Here is a 20,612-nt window from a genome sequence, read left to right as displayed (position 1 = left end):
ATCCGATCTATTCCCCGGCGACGATGATCGCGCCCTCGACAGGTGTCGATGTGGCTGCGACCTCCTCTGCGATAGAGCCGATGAATGGGCCGGGAGACCTCACCGTGATCAATGAATCCCAACCGCAGCGACGAAGCATCCTCAAGTTCGGCGGAGCCTTCGCCGTCGCACCCCTGATCACTCAGCTGACCGGCGGAATCCCCGCGGGACAGGCCGTCGCCGCGGGGACCGGCGCTCCGGCGGCGGTCCAGTGGCCGACCCTGTCGCGCAAGGCGCTGAAGTACTCCGTACCCGCCCTGGACTGGCAGTCGCAGGCCCTGCCGATCGGCAACGGCCGACTCGGCGCCATGCTCTTCGCCGATCCCTACGAGGAGCGCATCCAGTTCAACGAACAGAGCCTGTGGGGCGGCCTCAACAACTACGACAACGCTCTCGCCGGCAAACCGGACAGCGACTTCGACACCGGCATGACCGGCTTCGGCTCCTACCGGAATTTCGGCGACCTCGTCGTCACCTTCGCTCCCCGTGCGAGACCGAAGATCACGGCCCCGGGCGGACCGTACAACAGCTCCGCGTCGGAGGGCGTCGACAGGACGTACGACGGTGAATCGAGCACCAAGTGGTGTATCGACGGGCCCGGTTCGAAGGTGCAGTGGCAGGTCGAGCTCCCCGAACCCGCCGCGGTCGCGTCCTACCGTCTGACGAGCGCCAACGATGTGCCGGAGCGCGACCCGCAGGAGTGGAAGTTCTCCGGTTCCGCCGACGGGACCGCCTGGACCACGCTGGACAGCCGCACGCTGGATGCGCCCTTCGAGAGCCGTTTCCAGACGAAGGAGTTCACCTGTGCCGACACAGGCTCCGACGCCGCGGCCTACCGCTTCTACCGGTTCGACTTCGTCCCCAAGTCGGGCGTCAGCCACTTCCAGTTGAGCGAGATCGGCCTGTCCGGCGTCGACCTCGACGGGGGCGGTTCGATCTACCTGTCGTCACCGAGCGGGCACTCCAAGGGCGCCGGTTCCGTTTCCGGTTCCGGGGCCAAGTCCCGTGCCACGGACATCTCCAGATCGGTGGACGGCGATCCGGCCACGGTCTGGCGGGTCGACGACGCCGAGCCGAAGGTCGTATGGCAGGCCGAACTGCCCCGCCCGGTCGCCATCACCTCGTACGCGCTGACGGCGGCCCCGGACCGTCCGCGGGACGACCCCCGGCGGTGGGTGCTGGAGGCCTCGCAGGACGGGCGTGCCTGGACGACCCTCGACACGCAGAGCCCCGGAGCGCCGTTCGCCGACCGGGGCAAGACCCGGACGTTCCGGATCACCAACACCACGGCCTACCGCGCGTATCGGCTCACCCTGACCCCCGGCGCGTCCTCGCGCGGCTTCCAGATCGCGGAGATCGCGCTGGAGGGTGCGGGCTTCGACACGCGCAGGCAGCGGTCGGTCGTCGACTACCAGCGCAGCCTCGACTTCGAGAAGGGCGTCCACGTCACCCGCTTCGGCACGCCCGGACAGCGCGTCCTGCGCGAGGCCTTCGCCAGCCGGTCCGCCGACGTCATGGTCTTCCGGTACACATCGGACGGCGCCCGGGAACTCTCCGGAGCGATCTCGCTGACGTCCGGACAGGACGAGGCCCCGACGACCGTCGACGCCGGCGCCGGTCGGATCGCCTTCAGCGGTGTCATGGGCAACGGACTCAAGCACACATGCACCGTCCGCGCCATCCACACCGACGGCGACCTCAGCGCCGACGGATCGGTGCTCCGGTTCAGCGGCTGCACGACCCTGACCCTGTTCCTCGACGCCCGCACGGACTACAAGCTCGACGCCGCCGCCGGGTGGCGCGGACCCGATCCGGCACCGATCGTCGCCAGGACACTCGACAAGGCGACCTCCCGGTCGTACAGCAAACTGCGCGACGAGCACACCGCCGAGATACGCGCCCTCATGAACCGCGTCTCGGTCGCCTGGGGCACCTCCGACAACGCCGTCGTCGCACTGCCGACCGACGCCCGGCTCGCGCGTTACGCGGCGGGCGGCGAGGACCCGACACTCGAACAGGCCATGTTCGACTACGGCCGGTACCTGCTGATCAGCTCCTCCCGCCCGAACGGCCTGCCCGCCAACCTCCAGGGCCTCTGGAACGACAGCAACCAACCGGCGTGGGCCTCGGACTACCACACCAACATCAACATCCAGATGAACTACTGGGGAGCCGAGACGACCAACCTGCCGGAGAGCCATGAGGCGCTCGTCCGGTTCATCGAGCAGGTGGCGGTGCCCAGCCGCGTGGCGACCCGCAACGCCTTCGGCAAGGACACGCGCGGCTGGACCGCCCGCACCAGCCAGAGCATCTTCGGCGGCAACTCCTGGGAGTGGAACACCGTCGCGAGCGCCTGGTATGCCCAACACCTCTACGAACACTGGGCGTTCACCCAGGACCTGGGCTATCTCCGGACCACCGCGTACCCGATGATCAAGGAGATCTGCGAGTTCTGGGAGGACCATCTCAAGGAGCGGGAGGACGGACTCCTCGTCGCACCGAACGGCTGGTCGCCCGAGCACGGGCCGCGCGAGGACGGCGTGATGTACGACCAGCAGATCATCTGGGACCTGTTCCAGAACTACCTGGACTGCGAGGCCGCTCTCAAGGTGGACCCCGCCTACCGGGCCAAGGTCACGGACATGCAGGCGCGCCTCGCGCCGAACAAGATCGGCAAGTGGGGTCAACTCCAGGAGTGGCAGGAGGACTTGGACGACCCCGCCGACATCCACCGCCACACCTCGCACCTCTTCGCGGTCTATCCGGGCCGCCAGATCACCCCGAAGGCGCGCGACTTCGCGGCAGCCGCCCTCGTCTCGCTCAAGGCGCGGTGCGGCGAGAAGGAAGGCGTTCCGTTCACGGCCGGGACGGTGTCGGGCGACAGCCGCCGTTCGTGGACCTGGCCCTGGCGGGCGGCCCTCTTCGCGCGTCTCGGTGACGGGCACCGCGCCCAGATCATGCTGCGCGGACTGCTGACCTACAACACGCTGCCCAACATGTTCGGCAACCACCCGCCCTTCCAGATGGACGGCAACTTCGGCATCACGGGCGCCGTGGCGGAGATGCTCCTGCAGAGCCACGACGACGTCATCCACCTGCTGCCCGCCCTGCCGGACGGCTGGAAGGCCAAGGGGTCCTTCACCGGGCTCCGCGCCCGCGGCGGCTACGAGATCGACTGCGAGTGGCGGAACGGGAAGGTCACGTCCTACCGAATCGTGGCCGACCGGGCGCGGAACCGGGGGAGCGTCACCGTGCGGGTGAACGGCGTCGACAGGAAGGTGAAGCCGGTCAAGCCCTGACGTGGGCACCGGATCACTGCCGAAGCAGCCATGCCGACGGCCACCGCCCCGCCACCTGACGCGGAGCGGCACGGCCGTCGGCATGGCGTCTCTCCGAAGGCCCGATGCCGTGGCCGCCCGACCACCGCAGACACAGACACAGACACAGACACAGACACAGACACAGACACAGCCGTTCCGCCGGGTCAGGGACTCATCGGCCCGGCCAGCGCGTCGAGGACCGGCCCTCCCGCCAGGCCGAGTCCGACGGAGACGACCGTGGCCGCGTACGCGACGACACGTGCCGTACGGTCCCCCTCGGCGAGGCCCGGGGAAGCGCCGCGTGAGACCGCGGGCACGATCCAGCGCAGGTAATAGAAGAGGGATGCCACGGTGTTGACGGCGGCGAGGACGGCCAGCCATGCGTAGCCACCGTCGAACACGGCGCTGAACGCCTGGAGTTTGCCGAGGAAGACCGCGGTGGGCGGGGTGCCGACGAGGCCCAGCAGACAGATGACCAGGCTCGCCGCGAGCAGCGGGCGGTCCTTGCCCAGCCCCTGGTAGTCGTCCAGCGTGTGGGCCTGGGGGAGGGCGCAGACGACCGCGAACGCCCCGAGGTTGGTGACCGTGTAGGCCGCGAGGTAGTACAGGAACGCCTGCTGAGCGAGATCCGAGCGGTCCACCACGGCTACCGGCAGGAGCAGGTAGCCGACCTGACTGATCGTCGAGTAGGCGAGCAGACGCTTCACGTCCTGCTGGAAGAACGCGCCGAGGTTGCCCAGAGTCATCGACGCGGCGGCGAGCACGGCGATCAGCGCAGGCCACGGCAACGGGCTGCCAGCGAAGACCGCGTCACCGACACGGAAGAGCGCGGCGAGCGCACCGATCTTGGGCAGCGTGGTGAGCAGCGCGGCGACCGGCGCACTGCTGCCCTGCACGGCGTCCGGCACCCAGAAGTGCGCCGGTACGCCACCCGCCTTGAACAGCACCCCCGCCAGCAGCCCGATCGCACCGACGGCGACCAGTGGCTCCGGGGCGTCGCGCAGCGCGTCACCCAGCATCGGGTAGAGGGTCGCGCGCCCGGCCGCGTACAGGACCGTGACACCGGCCAGCAGGAGCACGCCGAGCAGGGCGCCGACCACGTAGAACTTGAGGGCGGCCTCGGTGCCCGGACCGTCCTTGCGGAACCCGGCGAGCGTGTACGAGGGGATGCTCGCCAGAAGATACGCGGCGGCGAACAGCAGCAGGTCCTGGGTCCCGGCCATCATGAGCGCGCCCAGGGCGGCCAGTTGCACGAGTACGTAGAACTCGCTCTCCCGGGGATCGCCTCGCAGGGGGCGGAAGGAGACACCGAGGACGAGGAGCGTGCCGCCGAGGACGACGATCCGGGACGCGCCGGTCACGGTATCGACGGCGAACGCCTCACCGAAGGCCGTCGTCGCGGGCTCGGTGGCCGCGACCGACGCCGCGACGATTCCCGTCACGCACGCGACGACCGCCAGCAGTCCGACGGCCCACTGGCGGGCGCGCGGCAGCCAGGAGCCGAGCAGCAGCCCGAGTACGGCCGAGGCCGCCAGCAGTACTTCGGGCAGCAGGTCGAGCGGGTTCTCGTTCATCTCGGTCATCGGGCGAGCAACTCCAGGACCGAGCGCGAGGCCGGCTCGACGACATCCAGCAGGAAGCGCGGAGCCAGCCCGAGGACGACGGCCAGGACGAGCAGCGGAACCACGGAGAGGCTCTCGTGCCCCCGCATGTCGGGGAACGCCCGCGGTGTACCCGGCGCGTCGGGCAGCCGCAACGGCCCCGTGAACACCTGGCGCAGCGCCCGCAGGAACAGCCCGGCCGTGAGAACGATGCCGAGCACCGAGAGCGCCGTGGCCAGCGGCTGTGGCCCGAGGCTTCCGGTGAAGATCTGGAACTCGGCGACGAAGCCGGAGAAGCCCGGAAGCCCGAGCGAGGCGAAGGCCGCGACGCCCGTCATCGCGGCGAACGCGGGCGCCACGGCGGCGAGTCCGGAGTACGCGCCCATGTCGTAGGTGCGTCCGCGGTCGTGGAGCACCCCCGCGAGGAGGAACAGCGCACCGGTCAGCAGCCCGTGACTCACCATCTGGGTCACGGCTCCGGTGACGGTGAGCGAGCGCGCCTGCTCGGAGCTGTCCGCCGTCGCGGCTGCCGCGCCGAGGGCCAGCACGATGTATCCCATGTGGTTCACGGAGGTGTACGCGACCATCCGCTTGAAGTCGGTCTGCGCGAGCGCGACCAGCGCCCCGTGGAGGACCGAGACCACACCGATGACGACCAGCACGAGGGCGTACCGGCGCCAGGCCTCGGGGAGGATCGGCATGGCGATGCGTACGAATCCGTACGTGCCCATCTTCAGCAGCACCCCGGCCAGGATCGCCGAACCGGCCGCGGGCGCCTCGACATGGGCGAGCGGCAGCCAGGTGTGGAAGGGCACGGTCGGGGTCTTCACCGCCAGTCCGACCACGACGGCCAGGAGCACCAGGGCCCCGTAGACGGATCGCCCGGCGAGCGGGTTCTGCTCGGTCAGCTCGACGATGTCGAAGGTGTGCGGCGACGCGGCGAGGTACAGGCCGATGAAGCCGAGCAGCAGGGCGAGCGACCCGATGAACGTGTAGAGGAAGAACTTCAGGGCGGCGCGGGCGGCCTGCCGATGGCCCCATCCGGCGATGACGAAGTACATCGCCACGATGGACAGGTCGAAGAAGACGAAGAAGAGGATCAGGTCGAGGGCGACGAAGAGCCCGAGGCAGGTCGTCTGGAGGAAGAGGAACAGCGCCGCGAACTCGCGGATCCGGCGGTTCTCGCGCAGTGAGTAGAGCGCGCAGGCGAGGAACAGCAGACAGGTCAGGGCGAGCAGCGGAAGTGACAGGCCGTCGACGCCGACGTGGTAGCTGACCCCCGCGCCCGGAATCCAGCGGGCGCGTTCCTCGAACTGCATCCCCCCGCCCGGCTCGTAGCCTGCCCACACCGTGACGACCAGGGCCAGTTCGACGGCCGACGCCGTCACCCAGACCGCGCGGAACACGGCCGGTGCCGTACGGCGGGGCAGCGCGAACAACAGCAGCGCGACGGCCGTGGGCGCGAAGACGAGGGCGGACAGCAAGCGGCTCACCTCACGAGGACGAGGACGACGGCGAGGACGGTGAAGGCGGCAACGGCCTGGGCGAGGTACTGGTGCAGCTGTCCGGTCTGCGGGCGGCGGGCCCAGCGGCCGAGGGCACGGGTTCCGGCGGCGACCGCGCCGACCGTGCCGTCGACGGCTCGTTCCACGACGTCGTCCGTCCAGCGGGCGAGCCGGACGGTGGCGGAGGCCGAGCCTTCGACGGCCCGGTCCAGCACCCGGTCGTCGAACGCCGCGGCAGCGCGCGCCAGTCGCATGGTGGGCGCGACCAGCAGGACATGCGCCGCGCGTTCCAGGCCCAGCCAGTCGGCGAACCCCGACTTCGCCCGCGCGGCCAAGGGCAGCGGGCGCGCACCCCAGCCCCAGGCGCCCGCGGCGGCGAGGAGAGCCAGACCGGCCGAGAGTGCGAACTCCCAGGCAGCTGGGGCAGGTTGACCGGAGGCGGCAAGGACACGGCTCACGCTGTCGCGTACTGGGGGGAAGGCCGGAACCACCAGCGCCACACACGCGAAGGCCAACAGGACGAGAGGCCACACGGCTCCGGCCGGGATGCGCCGGGCATCGGGGCGCGCCACCGCCGGACGCCATACGAACCACAACGCCTTGGCGCTGTAGACCGCGGACAGGAAGGCCCCGGCGAGCCCGGCCGCGTACAGCCAGGGACTGCGCTCCAGGGCGCCGGCCAGCAGTACGTCCTTGGCGGCCCAGAGCGAGAGCGGCGGAAGCCCGGCCAGGGAGAGCGCGGCCACGGTGAAGGCCGTGCCGACCGTACGGTGATGGCGGGCCGCACCGAGGAGTGCGGGCAGTTGCTGGGTGCCCAGCGCGGTCAGCCAGGCACCCGCCGCGAGAAACAGCAGGCTCTTCGCCGCCGCGTGAGCGACGAGTTGAAGTGTGCCGCCGGTCGTGGCGCCCGCTCCGGCCGCCAGGACCATGAAGCCGATCTGCGCACAACTCGACGCGGCCAGCAGCTGTTTGAGGTCGGTCTGCGCGATCGCGACGAGGCCGAGCAGGACGGCTGTGGCCGCACCCGTCCAGGCGACCACGTCGTCGCCCCAGCCGGAGGCGTCCAGCAGTGGTCCGGTCCGGAGCAGCAGGTACGCGCCCGCGACGACCATGGTCGCCGAGTGCAGCAGGGCCGAGACCGGGCTCGGACCCCGCATCGCCTTCGACAGCCAGAAACTGAAGGGCAGTTGGGCCGACTTGCCGAGGGCGGCGACGACTACGCCCGCGGTGATGAACGACAGCCACGGCTCATCGGCCCGGGCGAGGCCGTCGAGCGAGAGTGACGAGTACGAGTTCGGACCGGCACCGCTCGCGAGTGCAGCGCCCGCCGCCAGATAGAGGCCGAGGTCAGCGGTACGGGTCGTGAGGAACGCTGTGTCGGCCGCACTCGTACGCTCCGGATCTCGCCACCAGTAGCCGATCAGCGCCCACGAGGTGGCACCCATGACCTCCCAGCCCATCAGCAGCACCGGGAGGGTGGCGGCGGTGACCGTGACGAGCATGCTCCCGGCGAACAGCAGCATCAGCCCGAAGAACCGCGCCCGCGCCTCTCCAGAGCCGAACTCCGCGGCGCTGAAGAGGAGTACGACGAGGGTGACCGCGGTGACCGTGACCGCCAGCAGCCCCGAGAGACCGTCCACCGTGAGTCGCATCGGCAGACCGTCGAGGAAGGGTGCCCGCGCGCTCGGGTGCCGGAACGCCGCGGTGACGGCGAGCCCCAGCGCGGAGGCCGCGACCGCGAGTGCCACGCCCGGCGCCGCACGATCGGCTCGCCGCCCCACCACCAGGAGCAGCACACCGGCGCCGAGGGGCAGGGCGACCAGCGCCCACAGCAGAGCGCTCACTCCTTCAACTCCGCCGCCATGTCGGTCATGTCGATCTCGCGCGACCGGAACAGAGCGGTGACGACGGCGAACCCGATCGCCATCTCCAGGGCCATCGCCGTGACCGCGACAACGATCAGGACCTGCCCCTCGGCCGCCGCCGGAGCGATGTAGTGCCACGCTGCCGCGGCGGCCAGGATGACCCCGCCGAGCATCAGCTCAAGGCCCATCATCAGCATCACGATGGACTGCTGGGTGAGGGCACCGAACAGACCGACGCTGAACAGCGCGGCGGCCAGCAGCAGAAACAGTTCCAGACTCACCGGCCGACACCACCCCGTACGGGATCGTCCGCGCGCCGCGCCCGCAGGTCGTCGCCGAACCGGTCGTACCGTCCCCGGCGCGTGGCCAGCACCACGGTCGCGACGATCGTCGCGAACAGGGCCATGCCCAGGGTCATCATGGTGAGCATCTGCGGGCCCATGAGCGACATGCCGAGTTCCATGGTCGGATCGGCGGGCGCCTTCCCCCGGCGGGCGGGCCAGGGCGCGAGCAGGATCCCGGTGGCCAGCAGCGCGAACACCAGGCCGCAGACGACGGCCGCGCCCTTCTTGTTGTGGATCATCGTCATCGGCATGAGCCCGGCCGGGTTCATCATGTACATCACCATGAAGACCGCCATGACGGCCATCTCGATCGTCATCATCAGCACGATGACGATGCCCAGGTAGTCCAGTCCCAGCAGGACGACCAGCCCGCCCACGCACAGCAGCGAGGCCAGCAGGGAGAACGTCGCCCGCGCCATGGAGTCGAAGCGGAACACCATCACACCGCCGACCACCGCAAGCACGGCCAGCACCCAGAAGACCGCGGTTTCCATCGCCGTATGTCACCTCGCTTCCGTCAGGGAACTCACCGGTTCAGCACCACCAGGGCCACGACCAGCGCCTGCACGATCGCCAGCGGGGTCAGCACGACCCAGGTCAGCTCCAGATAGCGCTCCATGCGCACGGTCGGAATCGCGCGCCGGACTCCCACCAGGAAGGCCAGGACGGCGGCCGTCTTGAGTACGGTCCAGGCCCAGCCGGGCAGCAGCGGTCCGTGCCCGCCGCCCAGGAAGAGCGGCACGCTGAACGCCGCGGCCACGACCAGCAACAGCCACCGGCCGCCGAGGAACAGCACCCGGTCCGCGCCCGACAGTTCGCTGCCCGCGCCGCCTGCCACGTCACGTCCGGCGGGCTGGTCGAACGGCCCCCAGAACGCCATCGCCATCGCGCTGAGCAGATAGATCCCGAAGGCCACCGGCATCCACACCACGAACCACAACCCGGCCTGGGCGTCCACGACTTGACCGACCCGGAGCGACTCGGCGCCCAGTGCGGCCGTGGTGATGGCCAGCATGTGCGGCAGCTCGTACGCCAGCCCCTGCGCGAGGAAGCGGTAGCCGCCGATGAGCGAGAGCGTCGAGTTCGGACCCCAGCCCGCCAGCCAGACCGCCGCCCAGGCCAACGCCTCCATCGCGTTGAACCAGACGATCCCTTCCGGCAGATCGCTCACCGACCGGAAGCCGAGCGGCAGTACGACCGCCGCCAGGACGGCGGCGACGGGAAGGAGACCGGCTCCGATACGGGCCAGGGGCAGGTCCGACGCCCGGGTCCGACGAGGTTGCTGGACGAGGTGCCGGAGGGCCTGGCGGCCGGGTTCCGCCGCGCGGACCACCGTCTCACGCAGCGATCCGGGCCGCCCGCGCCGGGCCCCGGCCGCGAGCACGGCGTCGAACCCGGCCGTCACCAGGGCCGCCGCAAGCAGCAGAGCGGGCAGAACGAAGACCGCCCACAGCGGAGTGCGCTCAACCATGGCTGTGGACCGTCCCGGGCGCCGGTACGTGAGTCAGCTCGTCGAGGTCGGGATCCAGGCTCGCGACGATGATCCGCGCGCAGGCGAACTCCGTTCCCTTGAGCAGCTTGGGGAGGCTGTCCAGCATGGCCTTCGAGGGAGGTACGGGTGTGTCGAGTCTCCCGCGAGGTCCAACGACCTCGGCGGGGTCCAGCGCCTCGGTGACATCGCAGTCCGCCGCGCTCCGACCCACCGCGTCGAGCCACACGAGCATGCGGTTGTACGTGTCCCCGTCCGCGACCAGTGCCGGTCCTGTCACCCCACGCTGACGTGCCTGCTCGGCTGGCAACGTTCCGAGCCCTGTCGTCAGCCATCGCAGCGTCCGCGAGCGTTGGGCCCGACGGATCAACGGGCGTACGAGGGAGGTGAGTTCGGCGGCAGCGGCTCCGGCGAGCGCGCGATCCCGTACGTGGCGGGTGCGCGCGGCCATGTCGTCCCAGCCGGCCACGGCGAAGAACCTGCCCAGGCTGTCCAGGTGGGCCGCGCACAGCCGTCGCGCCGCGTCGCCCCGCGAGATGTGCTCGCCGCTGGCCGCCCGCAGCCACGGTTCGTCCCAGAAGGGCGGATGCGGCGACGGGGGAGCGGTCACCGGTTCGGCGGTGGCCTCCTGAACGAGGTCGCCCTGGAGAGTCAGTCGGAGGATCAGCCCCGCGGGCCAGTCTGCGAGTACGGGGCCCAACGGGACGTGCAGCACGTCGAGCCGCAGACCGTCCCGGTCGTCGGCCCGGTCCGCCATGGGCAGCCCCTCGACGAGGCCCATGTCGTGGCCTGCGTGGCCGTGATGCCCACCGTGCATGTCGTGACCGCCGTGGTCCGAAGGCGGAGTGGGGTGGTCACCGTTCTGTTGGTGCTCGTGGTGCTCGTGGTGCTCGTGGTGCTCGTGGAGGGCGTGGAGGGCGTGGAGGGCGTGGTGGGCGTCAGGGGCGTCGGGGGCGTGATCGTTCCCATGTTCTCCGCGCACAAGGTCCGCCAGTCCGCTGTCCAGAGCGTCGGCGACCCGCCCGGGATCAGTGACCCACACCCGGGCCTTGGGCGCCGGAATACCCTGCCACAGCGCCGCGACCCAGTCGCCCTCCCCGCCCTCACCCTCATCCTCATCCTCGCCCTCGCGATCACCGAGGATGACGAACAGATCGGCCTCCGCCGGCCCGCCCACACACGCCCAGCCGCGACGCGCCAACTCCGCTTCCACCGCGAGCCGTTGCCGCGTGGCGCCGGGGGAGGTGGCGAGGAGGACGCCCGGCCGCGACACGGCCGCCCGCACGAGTGTGCGCTTCAGCTCCACCGGAACGCCCCCTCGCGCCAGGCGTACGCGACGCCCGCGAGCAGGATCCCCAGGAAGAGGAACATCTCGACGACCGCACTCGTGCCGACGGCCGAGACGACCTTCGTCCACGGATACATGAAGAGCATCTCCATGTCGAAGGCGAGGAAGACCATCGTGACGGGGTACCAGCGCACGTGGAACCGGGAGAGCGGGTGTTCCTGAGGTTCGAGACCACCGCTGAACGGGCCGGTGTGCACGGGCTCGCGGACCGCCCGTAGTGCGACGGACAGGGCATGGAGGAGTACGACGGCCGCGACGATCAGTACGAGGAGTACGAGTACCGGTTGCCAGTCCGATGTCGCCACAAGGGCCCCTTCCCGACGATCGCTCTCGGACGGTCACCACGGCAGGCAGCATGTCAGCAGCCAGGGGTGTAAGGAACGCACGACACCTGCCTCCGGTCAGTTCGCCGCGCGGAACGAGCGCAGCCTCAGGGAGTTGCCTACGACAAACACCGAGGAGAAGGCCATGGCCGCTCCGGCGATCATCGGATTGAGCAGACCGGCCGCGGCGAGCGGCAGGGCTGCCACGTTGTAGGCGAAGGCCCAGAAGAGGTTGGACCGGATGGTGCCGAGGGTGCGACGGGCGAGGCGGATCGCGTCGGCCGCGGCGCGCAGGTCTCCCCGTACGAGCGTCAGGTCGCCGGCCTCGATCGCGGCGTCCGTGCCGGTGCCCATGGCCAGGCCCAGGTCGGCCTGGGCGAGGGCGGCGGCGTCGTTGACGCCGTCGCCGACCATCGCGACCGAACGACCCTCGTCCTGAAGCCGCTTGACGACGTCGACCTTGTCCTGCGGCAGGACCTCGGCGAAGACGTCCTCGGGTGAGATGCCGACCTCGCGGGCAACCGACTCGGCCACGGCCCGGTTGTCGCCGGTCACGAGGATCGGTGTCAGGCCGAGCGCGCGCAGCCGCGTGATGGCCTCCGCGCTGGTCTCCTTCACTGCGTCGGCGACTTCGAGGACCGCCCGTGCCTCGCCGTCCCAGGCGACCGCGATTGCGGTGCGTCCCGCCGCCTCGGCCTCGGCCTTCGCCCGGGCCAGTTCCTCGGGCAGTTCCATGGCCCACTCGGCGAGCAGCCGCTCACGGCCCACGAGAACCGCGTGACCGTCGACGACGCCCTGCACACCGAGACCGGGTACGTTCGCGAAGTCCTCGGGGGTGGGCAGCGAACCCAGCTTCTCCAGCGCCCCGTCGGCGACCGCGCGGGCGATCGGGTGCTCGGAGGAGTGCTCCAACGCGCCTGCCAGGCGCAGGACTTCGGCCTCGTCGGTGCTGTCCGTGCTGTCGGCGGTGTGCACGGCCAGCAGGGTCATACGACCGGTCGTGACGGTGCCGGTCTTGTCGAGCACGATGGTGTCGACCTTGCGGGTGGACTCCAGGACCTCCGGGCCCTTGATGAGGATGCCGAGCTGGGCGCCGCGGCCGGTGCCGACCATCAGCGCGGTCGGGGTGGCCAGACCGAGGGCGCACGGGCAGGCGATGATCAGTACGGCGACTGCCGCGGTGAAAGCCGCCGTCAGCCCGGACCCGTTGCCCAGCCAGAAACCGAGGGTGCCCAGCGCGAGCGCGATGACGACCGGCACGAACACGGCGGAGATGCGGTCCGCAAGGCGCTGCGCGGCGGCCTTCCCGTTCTGGGCGTCCTCCACCAGCCTTGCCATCCGGGCGAGTTGGGTGTCGGCGCCGACCCGGGTGGCCTCGACGACCAGCCGTCCGCCCGCGTTGATCGTGGCGCCGGTGACCGGGTCGCCCGTGGAGACCTCCACCGGCACGGACTCACCGGTGAGCATCGAGGCGTCAACTGCCGAGGAGCCCTCGACGACCGTCCCGTCCGTGGCGATCTTCTCGCCCGGGCGTACGAGGAAGCGGTCGCCGACCTTCAACTCGGCGGTGGGGACCGTCTGTTCGCGGCCGTCGGGACGCAGCAGGGTGACGTCCTTCGCGCCCAGCTCCAGCAGTGCCTTGAGTGCCGCGCCCGCCTTCCGCTTGGAGCGGGCCTCGAAGTACCGGCCGGCCAGGATGAAGGCGGTCACGCCCGCGGCGGCCTCCAGATAGATGTTCCCGGCGCCGTCGCCCCGGGCGATCGTCAGCTCGAAGGGGTGCGTCATGCCGGGCGTGCCCGCGGTGCCGAGGAACAGGGCCCACAGCGACCACAGGAACGCGGCCGAGGTGCCCACCGAGATCAGCGTGTCCATGGTGGCCGCGCCGTGCCGCGCGTTGGTGAACGCGGCCTTGTGGAACGGCCAGGCGGCGTACGTCACGACCGGCGCCGCCAGCGTCAGGGACAGCCACTGCCAGTACTCGAACTGCAGGGCCGGGATCATGGCCATCGCGACGACGGGCACTGCCAGCACCACCGCGGTGATCAACCGCTCGCGCAGCGGCCGCAGTTCGTCGTCCGCGCCCGCCGCTCCGTTGTCACCCTCGGGCTGAGTGCGTACAGGCTCCGGCTCGTGCGCGCTGTACCCGGTCTTCTCGACGGTGGCTATCAGGTCCTGGACGGAGACGTCACCGTCGTAGGCGACCTTGGCCTTCTCGGTGGCGTAGTTGACGGTGGCCGTGACCCCGTCCATGCGGTTGAGCTTTTTCTCGATACGCGCCGCGCACGAGGCGCAGGTCATGCCGCCGATGGCGAGCTCTACCTCGGCGCCGGTCGTCGTGGTGGTCATGGCTGCTCCTCGTACGGGGTGGGTGGTCGGGACCCGGCGATGTGCCGGTCCCGACCGGTGCGGGGGAGTGCCCGGGGTCAGGCCCGGCCGGTCAGCTCGTAGCCGGCGTCGTCGACGACCTCGGCGATGAGCGTGTCGTCCGGCTCGGCGGTGCCGATGACGGTGACCCGACCGGTGTCGAGGTCGACGTCGACACCGGTCACGCCGTCCAGCTCGCCGATGACCTTGGTGAGCGTGGCCTTGCAGTGGCCGCACGTCATGCCGGAGACGGCGTAGGTCGTGGTGACGGTGACGCTCTCGGTGGCCGTCGCGCGGTCGGTGGTGGCGGTCGAGCAGGAGCCGTCGGTGGAGCAGCAGGACGAGGACATGGGTTCCTCCCGGTGTGACAGTTGGTCTGGATACGGGGTGGGGGTATGACTTCCAGACTCCTGTATACCCCTGTAGGGTATCTGGCGCAAGCCTCGAAGCCGCCTTGACTTTATACCCCCTAGGGGTATGTTGAAGTGCATGGAGGGGCCTCGCCTCCCAGTCATCGGACCCCGTCCCTCAGGAGATGGCCATGCATACCGGAGTGAAGATCACAGCGTTCGCCGCCGCACTCGCCGCGACCTTCGGCACCGCCTACGGCGTGGGCCAGGGCATCGACCCCGTCGTCGCGGACCGCGAGCCCGCGAGCCACGACACCCACGCGGAACCGTCACCGGAGCCGGAAGGAGGCGGCGGCCACGCCGAACACGAATCAACCCAGGAGGGCCAGTCGCTCCCGGCCGGCGGACTGCAGATCTCCGAGAACGGCTACACCCTCGACCTGAAGACGCCCCGGATCGAAGCCCGGCGGCGCGCCGACCTGCGCTTCACCATCCAGGACGAGAAGGGTCGCGCGGTGACCTCGTACAAGCGCGAACACGAGAAGGAACTGCATCTCATCGTGGCCTCGCGCGACCTGGTCACCTACCGCCACCTGCACCCCACCCGCGCCGCCGACGGCACCTGGAGCATCCCCGTCGAGCTGCCCCGGGCGGGCGGCTACCGGGTGTTCGCCGACTTCACCCCGGCGAAGAAGGGGGCCGAGAACCTCACGCTCGGCGCCGACCTCGCGGCCTCGGGCCCGTACGAGGCGAAGGGGCTGCCGGCGGCGAGCACGACGGCCAAGGTCGACGGCTACGAGGTCAAGCTGGCGGGCGGCCTGCGCCCGGGCGCGGCCGGCGAGGTGGAGCTGAACGTCTCCCGCGACGGCAAGCCCGTCACCGACCTCCAGCCCTATCTCGGCGCCTACGGCCACCTGGTAGCCCTGCGCTCCGGCGACCTCGCGTACCTCCACGTCCACCCCAACGGCGAACCCGGCGACGGGAAGACCAAGTCCGGCCCCGGCATCTCGTTCACGGCCACCGCGCCGAGCCCGGGCGCGTACCGCCTCTTCCTCGACTTCAAGCACCAAGGCGTGGTCAGGACCGCCGCCTTCACCGTTCACGCGGGCGAGATGTCGGGCGGCGGCGATCACAGCGAGGCCGCGGAAGACGCCACCGAGGAGACTTCGGGCGGGCACGGGCACTGAAGGGGACCCTCCGTTCTGAGCCGGATCGTCGAACGCGACGTACTAAGTGGGTACGTAGGGTCGGCGAACGGTGAGCCGGAGAACGGGCCCGGCTCCCCTGAAGGGTGGCGTCATGACGGGACCGCTCCTGGGCTGGACGTTGGTGGTGTTGGGCGTCGGTGTGGCCGGCGGCAACCTGCTTCGTATGGCTCTCGTCAGAGGCTGGGCCCGGTTCGAAGCGGCGGCCGAGGCCGTGATGGGCGGGGGCATGGCCGTGATGGCCGCGCCGCCGACGGCGGCCCACTACGGCACGTACAGCACCTGGTGGGCCGCGGTGTTCGGCGCCTTCTGTCTCGGAGGCGTGGCACTGTCCGTACGGCATGCCGCCCGGGGCGGTCTGAAGTACCTGCGTCATGGCGGCCACGTCGTGATCGGCAGTGCCGCGATGGTGCTCATGACGCTGGCCATGTCCGGGACGACGTCCTCACCCGCTCTCGCGCTGGCCGGCTCCTCCGGGCACGGAGGGATGTTGGGCATGGCCGGCATGGAGAGTCCGGGCGCCCACGGTCACGGCGGTGTGGCCGAGGCGGCCGGCTCCGGCGGAGGCGCGCTCGCCTGGCGTGTGGCCTTCTGGGCGCTGGCCGCGTACTTCGTGATCTTCATGGCTCTGGCCGTACGCGCCCGCCTGCGCGGCAGGGACGGGGCGCTGCCGGCCGTGGCCGACGGCACGCGGACCCGCCACCGTCACGCGCGACGGCATCCCTCGGTGCTCACCGTGCCGAACGCACGCCTGGCCGGTCACGTCGGCATGGGCGGATCGATGGCGACGATGCTTCTGATGATGGCCGCTTGAAGACGGCTGCCCGGCGACGGCTTCCTGACCAGCGCTGCCTGGCGACGGCCCTGACCTCATGGCGTGTCCTGGTCCTGGACCGGGAGGCGTAACCGGAGTTCGTATCCGCCGTCGGCCGTGGGGCCGGACGTGACGGTGCCGCCGAGGAGTTCGGCCCGCTGGCGCAGGCCGACGAGGCCGTGGTGGGCGCCGGGCAGGGGGAGCGCGGGACGGGTGGGGGAGGCGTTGGTGACGGTGGCGTGGACGGTGTCGTCCGCGTGATGGACATGGATCGTGGCGGTGGCCCCGGGGGCGTGCTTGCGTACGTTGGTCAGCGCCTCCTGGACCGTGCGGTAGACGGCGCGCTGGACGGTCGGCGGCAGGTCGTCGGGCAGGTCCGTGCGCAGCGCGGCCTCGATGCCGCTGGTGTCGACCAGCCGCTGGAGGTCCGCCAGGGACGGCTGCGGAGTCAGCTCCGTGGGTCGGCTTCCCGAGGCGCGCAGGACGCCGACCATGTGCCGCAGTTCGTCGAGTGTCTGCACGCTGAGCCGCCGGATCGTGGCCGCCGCTTCTCTCGCCTCCGGGTCCCGTGTGCCCACCTGGAGCACTCCGGCCCGTACGGCGATCAGACTGACCTGATGGGAGACCACGTCGTGCATCTCCCGTGCGAGCTGCGCGCGTTCCTTCGCCAGCACGCTCTGGGCCAGCAGCCGGCGTTCGTGCTCCCGCGCCTCGGATATCTCGGAGAGCCGCAGGGACAGTTCGCGTCCGGTCTGGACGAGCTGGCCGAGGAAGACCGGCGCGACCGCGGTGGCCAGGCTGTAGGTGACCGTGAGCAGGTCGGAGGAGTCCGAAAGATCGGCGAACTCCGGTGACGGCCACGACCACCACGTGATGTCACACGCCGCGAACGCCAGCGCGCACAGGGCCAGCAGGACGCGACGACGGCTGAGGGAGGCGAGGGTGTACAGCGCGATCAGAGTGGCGAGCACCGCGTCACTTACCAGGGTGGCCGGCAGCGCGAGCAAGAAGGTCAGCAACGGCAGACGGCGACGGAGTACGAGAGAGAACGCGGCGAGCAGCGCACAGGCCATGCGCAGCCGCTCCTCGCCGTCGTAGTGGATCCAGACGTCCAGCAGGGACACCGCGACGAGCAGGGCGTCCATGAGCGGGGCGGGCACACGGCGGTGCCTCAACCTCGCTTCCGGTCCCGTGAGTTCCTTGAGGCCCTTGAGTCCCGCGAATCCTCTGAGTCCTGCGAGTCCCGCGAGGGGCTTCATCCGTCCTCCGGGTCCCGCGATGGCCTGAGCAGGCCCGCGCGTTCGGCGAGCAGGGCCGCCTGGACGCGGCTGCCCACCTCCAACTTGGCGAGGACCGCGCTCACATGGTCCTTCACCGTGCCGATGCTCAGATGCATCCGCGCCCCGATACCGGTGTTGGACAGTCCCTCGGCGATGAGGACGAGGACGGCACGCTCGCGTTCGGTCAGCTGGGCCACGCAGCGGGCGGCAGCCTCGTGGGGGCCGTTGTCCAGATACCCGTCGACCACGGTCCGGGTGACCCGGGACGACAGGACGACACCGCCGTCGGCCAAACTGCGTACCAGCAGCGGCAGCTGAACGGGATCGGTGTCCTTGAGCAGGAACCCGGCCGCTCCCGAGCGCAGTGCCGTCGCCACGTACTCGTCCATGTCGAACGTCGTGAGCATGGCCACCGTGGGCGGCTGCGGCAACCGGCGCAGGTCGGCCAGGACGGTGAGCCCGTCCACGTCCGGCATCCGGATGTCGAGCAGGACGACGTCGGGACGCAACTCCCGCGCCGAGTGGACGGCTTGGCCGCCGGGGACCGCCGCCACGACCTCGATCCCGTCCGCGGAGTCGAGGATGTGCCGGAATCCCGTACGGATCAGAGCCTCGTCGTCGACCACCAGTACCCGGATCACCTGCGCTCCCCTCGCCCCGGAGCCGCCAACGGACTCCTACGACGCCCAGGAGCCTCAGCCGGTTCCTTCGCGTCGGCGCGCGCCGGGCGACGGGGGCGGCTCCGGCCGGTCGGCGGGGCAACTCCGGCCACCTGCCGGATGGGTCGGAGCCCGCACACGCCCGATCCTGAAACGCATGACACACGACGCGCCATCGGTCTCAACGGCTATCACCCCGGCGCCTGCCTCGGAACGAGGCAGCACTCCCACCAGCACTCGCACCAGTACGGCCAATCCCACCGCCAGTCCCACCGCCACTCCCAGCACCGCTTCCGCGCCGTCGACGGGACGGCTGATAGGCATCGACCTGGCCCGCGGACTCGCGGTCTTCGGCATGTACGCGGCCCATGTCGGCCCGGACCCGTCGGTGGGCGGGCCGCTGGGCTTCGTCCTGGAGCTGGCGCGCGGGCGTTCCTCCGCGCTCTTCGCCCTGCTCGCGGGCTTCTCGCTCGTCCTCATCACCGGCTGCCCGCACCCCCGCACCGGTCGGACCGGACGGCAGGCCGTGGGCAGGATCCTCATCCGCTCTGTGGTCCTGGTCGCGCTGGGCTTCGCCCTGACCGCACTGGACACCGACGTCGACGTGATCCTCGCGTTCTACGGACTGACCTTCCTCGCCGTGCTCCCGCTGTACCGGCTGCGGGTCCGCACGCTCGCGGCCATCGGCGCCGCGAGCGCGCTTGTCATGCCCCAAGTCCTGTACGTGATCCGCCAGTCGATCGACAACGGGGACTGGTCCGACACCGTCATCGGCCGGGACCCGCTGGCGCGGATCAGCGACACGGACGGTCTCGTCGAGCTGCTGTTCAGCGGCGAGTACCCGGTACTCACCTGGATGCCGTTCATGATCGTCGGCATGGTGGTGGCCCGGCTCGACCTCGGCCGGGCCAGGGTCCGTGCCCGACTCGCCCTGGCCGGCAGCGGGTTGGCCGTCCTCGGCTACGGCGGCTCCTGGCTCGCCCTGCGCCTCGTCCCGCACGCGCACGCCACCGTCGCCGCCGCCACGGACGGGGACTCGGGGGCCTCGGCCTGGTGGTCCGACACCGTCGGCTACATCACGGACGGCACCCCGGCCGCCTGGCTGTTGGTGGCCGCGCCGCACAGCCAGACGACCTTCTCCATCCTCGGCAACACGGGCGCCGCGCTCCTCGTGGTGGCCGCGTGCGTCGCCGTCACGGCCCGGATGCCCCGCGTCACGCGTCTGGCCACGCCCGTCGCCGCGGTCGGCATGATCTCGCTGACGGCCTACGTCCTGCACATCCTCGCCATTTACGTGGTCGGCATGGAGGACGAGACCGGCCCGGCCCTGGTCGCACTGTTCGCCTTCATCGCGACTGCCATGCTGCTGGCGGCCGTCTGGACACGACGGTTCCGCCGCGGCCCACTGGAGTACCTGCTCCACGCCACCACACGCGTCACCCGCCATATCAAGTGACGGCCGGAGCCCAGCGAATGCCCTGCCGCCCGGCCCGACCGGGCGGCAGGGCATGGGGCATGGCGCGGGGCAGGCCCGCGGGGTGGAGGAGGGTGTCCGCCAGGTGAGTCGGCCGGACATGGACCCCCCTCGGCGCGGCGCAATACCCCGGGTAGGTATCATCCCCTCGTATCCACTCCGGTGGCACCCGAGACGCAAGGGACCCATGGCCAGTGCCCGCGACGAGGCGGTGAACCGCCTCGGACAGCTCGTTCGACCGCGATCGACGTCGCGTTTCGCCGGGCTGCTCGTGAGCGCGCTGCTCCTTGGCCTGGTCGGTATGCACGGCCTGGGGCCGCTTCCCATGGGCTCCGGTCATGACCCGATGCCGGTGGCCGCGCCCATGAGCGTAGTGGCGTCGATGCCGGACGCGTGCGATCACGGCGAAGGCGGCTGCACGGGCCATGTCCAGCACGCGGATCCGACGTGCGCGTCCGCGTCGGTCGCCGGTTCGCCCGCGATGGTGCCGGTGCTGCTGCCCGACGTGGCGGCCTGCGCCGCAGTGCCACGGGCCGGCACGGACTCGACCGGCAGTGGTCCCGACGGCGGCCGGGCGCCGCCCTCACTCTCCGAACTCCAACTCCTGCGGATCTAGAGCGGCCCGCGAGGCG

The 20,612-nt window shown here is 70.8% G+C and carries 17 protein-coding genes; 5 read left to right on the top strand and 12 right to left on the bottom strand.

The window, feature by feature from the left end:
- Positions 1 to 104 precede the first annotated feature (104 nt).
- Positions 105 to 3,338 (top strand): glycosyl hydrolase family 95 catalytic domain-containing protein, encoded by a 3,234-nt coding sequence (locus ACN20J_RS06310; RefSeq protein ID WP_419665460.1) that lies wholly within the window; start codon positions 105 to 107, stop codon positions 3,336 to 3,338.
- Between the two features lie 185 nt (positions 3,339 to 3,523).
- Here ACN20J_RS06310 and ACN20J_RS06305 read toward each other — a convergent pair whose 3' ends face one another.
- From ACN20J_RS06305 to ACN20J_RS06260, 10 genes are all read right to left on the bottom strand, one after another.
- Positions 3,524 to 4,942: an NADH-quinone oxidoreductase subunit N gene (locus ACN20J_RS06305; RefSeq protein ID WP_419665459.1), complete on the bottom strand. Its 1,419-nt coding sequence runs from the start codon at positions 4,940 to 4,942 to the stop codon at positions 3,524 to 3,526.
- Positions 4,939 to 6,444, bottom strand: a complete 1,506-nt coding sequence (locus ACN20J_RS06300; protein WP_419668839.1) for a complex I subunit 4 family protein — start codon at positions 6,442 to 6,444, stop codon at positions 4,939 to 4,941. The genes ACN20J_RS06305 and ACN20J_RS06300 overlap by 4 nt, the downstream gene beginning before the upstream one ends.
- A 5-nt stretch (positions 6,445 to 6,449) precedes the next feature.
- A complete protein-coding gene (locus ACN20J_RS06295; RefSeq protein ID WP_419665458.1) occupies positions 6,450 to 8,309 on the bottom strand; it encodes an NADH-quinone oxidoreductase subunit L in 1,860 nt (619 codons plus the stop codon).
- Positions 8,306 to 8,611, bottom strand: a complete 306-nt coding sequence (locus ACN20J_RS06290) for an NADH-quinone oxidoreductase subunit K (RefSeq protein ID WP_189838816.1) — start codon at positions 8,609 to 8,611, stop codon at positions 8,306 to 8,308. The genes ACN20J_RS06295 and ACN20J_RS06290 overlap by 4 nt, the downstream gene beginning before the upstream one ends.
- Positions 8,608 to 9,168, bottom strand: coding sequence for an NADH-quinone oxidoreductase subunit J (locus ACN20J_RS06285; protein ID WP_361916189.1), 561 nt, complete (start codon positions 9,166 to 9,168; stop codon positions 8,608 to 8,610). The genes ACN20J_RS06290 and ACN20J_RS06285 overlap by 4 nt, the downstream gene beginning before the upstream one ends.
- Positions 9,169 to 9,200: 32 nt before the next feature.
- Positions 9,201 to 10,145, bottom strand: coding sequence for an NADH-quinone oxidoreductase subunit H (locus tag ACN20J_RS06280; protein ID WP_419665457.1), 945 nt, complete (start codon positions 10,143 to 10,145; stop codon positions 9,201 to 9,203).
- A complete protein-coding gene (locus tag ACN20J_RS06275; protein ID WP_419665456.1) occupies positions 10,138 to 11,469 on the bottom strand; it encodes a hypothetical protein in 1,332 nt (443 codons plus the stop codon). The genes ACN20J_RS06280 and ACN20J_RS06275 overlap by 8 nt, the downstream gene beginning before the upstream one ends.
- Entirely contained in the window at positions 11,460 to 11,816 is a 357-nt protein-coding gene (locus ACN20J_RS06270) for an NADH-quinone oxidoreductase subunit A (RefSeq protein ID WP_055612491.1), read from the bottom strand. The genes ACN20J_RS06275 and ACN20J_RS06270 overlap by 10 nt, the downstream gene beginning before the upstream one ends.
- Before the next feature lie 96 nt (positions 11,817 to 11,912).
- On the bottom strand, positions 11,913 to 14,180 hold the full coding sequence (locus ACN20J_RS06265; RefSeq protein ID WP_419665455.1) for a heavy metal translocating P-type ATPase: 2,268 nt from the start codon (positions 14,178 to 14,180) through the stop codon (positions 11,913 to 11,915).
- A 77-nt stretch (positions 14,181 to 14,257) separates the two neighbouring features.
- Positions 14,258 to 14,548 carry a heavy-metal-associated domain-containing protein gene (locus ACN20J_RS06260; RefSeq protein WP_419665454.1) on the bottom strand — a complete coding sequence of 97 codons (291 nt, stop codon included), beginning with the start codon at positions 14,546 to 14,548 and terminating at the stop codon, positions 14,258 to 14,260.
- Between the two features lie 191 nt (positions 14,549 to 14,739).
- On the opposite strand from ACN20J_RS06260, the gene ACN20J_RS06255 reads away from it, so the two are divergent.
- Positions 14,740 to 15,735 (top strand): hypothetical protein, encoded by a 996-nt coding sequence (locus ACN20J_RS06255; protein ID WP_419665453.1) that lies wholly within the window; start codon positions 14,740 to 14,742, stop codon positions 15,733 to 15,735.
- 112 nt (positions 15,736 to 15,847) lie between these two features.
- Positions 15,848 to 16,567 carry a DUF5134 domain-containing protein gene (locus ACN20J_RS06250; RefSeq protein WP_419665452.1) on the top strand — a complete coding sequence of 240 codons (720 nt, stop codon included), beginning with the start codon at positions 15,848 to 15,850 and terminating at the stop codon, positions 16,565 to 16,567.
- A gap of 56 nt (positions 16,568 to 16,623) precedes the next feature.
- Here ACN20J_RS06250 and ACN20J_RS06245 read toward each other — a convergent pair whose 3' ends face one another.
- Together ACN20J_RS06245 and ACN20J_RS06240 are read right to left on the bottom strand one after the other, a co-directional pair.
- Complete coding sequence (locus ACN20J_RS06245) at positions 16,624 to 17,712, bottom strand: sensor histidine kinase (RefSeq protein ID WP_419668838.1); 1,089 nt, start codon at positions 17,710 to 17,712, stop codon at positions 16,624 to 16,626.
- Positions 17,713 to 17,822: 110 nt separating this feature from the next.
- Positions 17,823 to 18,488, bottom strand: a complete 666-nt coding sequence (locus ACN20J_RS06240) for a response regulator transcription factor (protein WP_361916168.1) — start codon at positions 18,486 to 18,488, stop codon at positions 17,823 to 17,825.
- A gap of 175 nt (positions 18,489 to 18,663) precedes the next feature.
- Between ACN20J_RS06240 and ACN20J_RS06235 the strand changes: the two genes are divergently transcribed.
- Both ACN20J_RS06235 and ACN20J_RS06230 read left to right on the top strand, forming a co-directional pair.
- A complete protein-coding gene (locus ACN20J_RS06235; RefSeq protein ID WP_419665451.1) occupies positions 18,664 to 19,962 on the top strand; it encodes a DUF418 domain-containing protein in 1,299 nt (432 codons plus the stop codon).
- A gap of 205 nt (positions 19,963 to 20,167) precedes the next feature.
- Positions 20,168 to 20,596 (top strand): DUF6153 family protein, encoded by a 429-nt coding sequence (locus ACN20J_RS06230; RefSeq protein WP_364182414.1) that lies wholly within the window; start codon positions 20,168 to 20,170, stop codon positions 20,594 to 20,596.
- Positions 20,597 to 20,612 lie beyond the last annotated feature (16 nt).

Origin of the sequence: Streptomyces sp. 2-1 (genome assembly GCF_048564895.1) — a bacterium.
GTDB lineage: Bacteria > Actinomycetota > Actinomycetes > Streptomycetales > Streptomycetaceae > Streptomyces > Streptomyces phaeochromogenes.
This window is presented reverse-complemented; position numbering and strand designations above follow the sequence as displayed.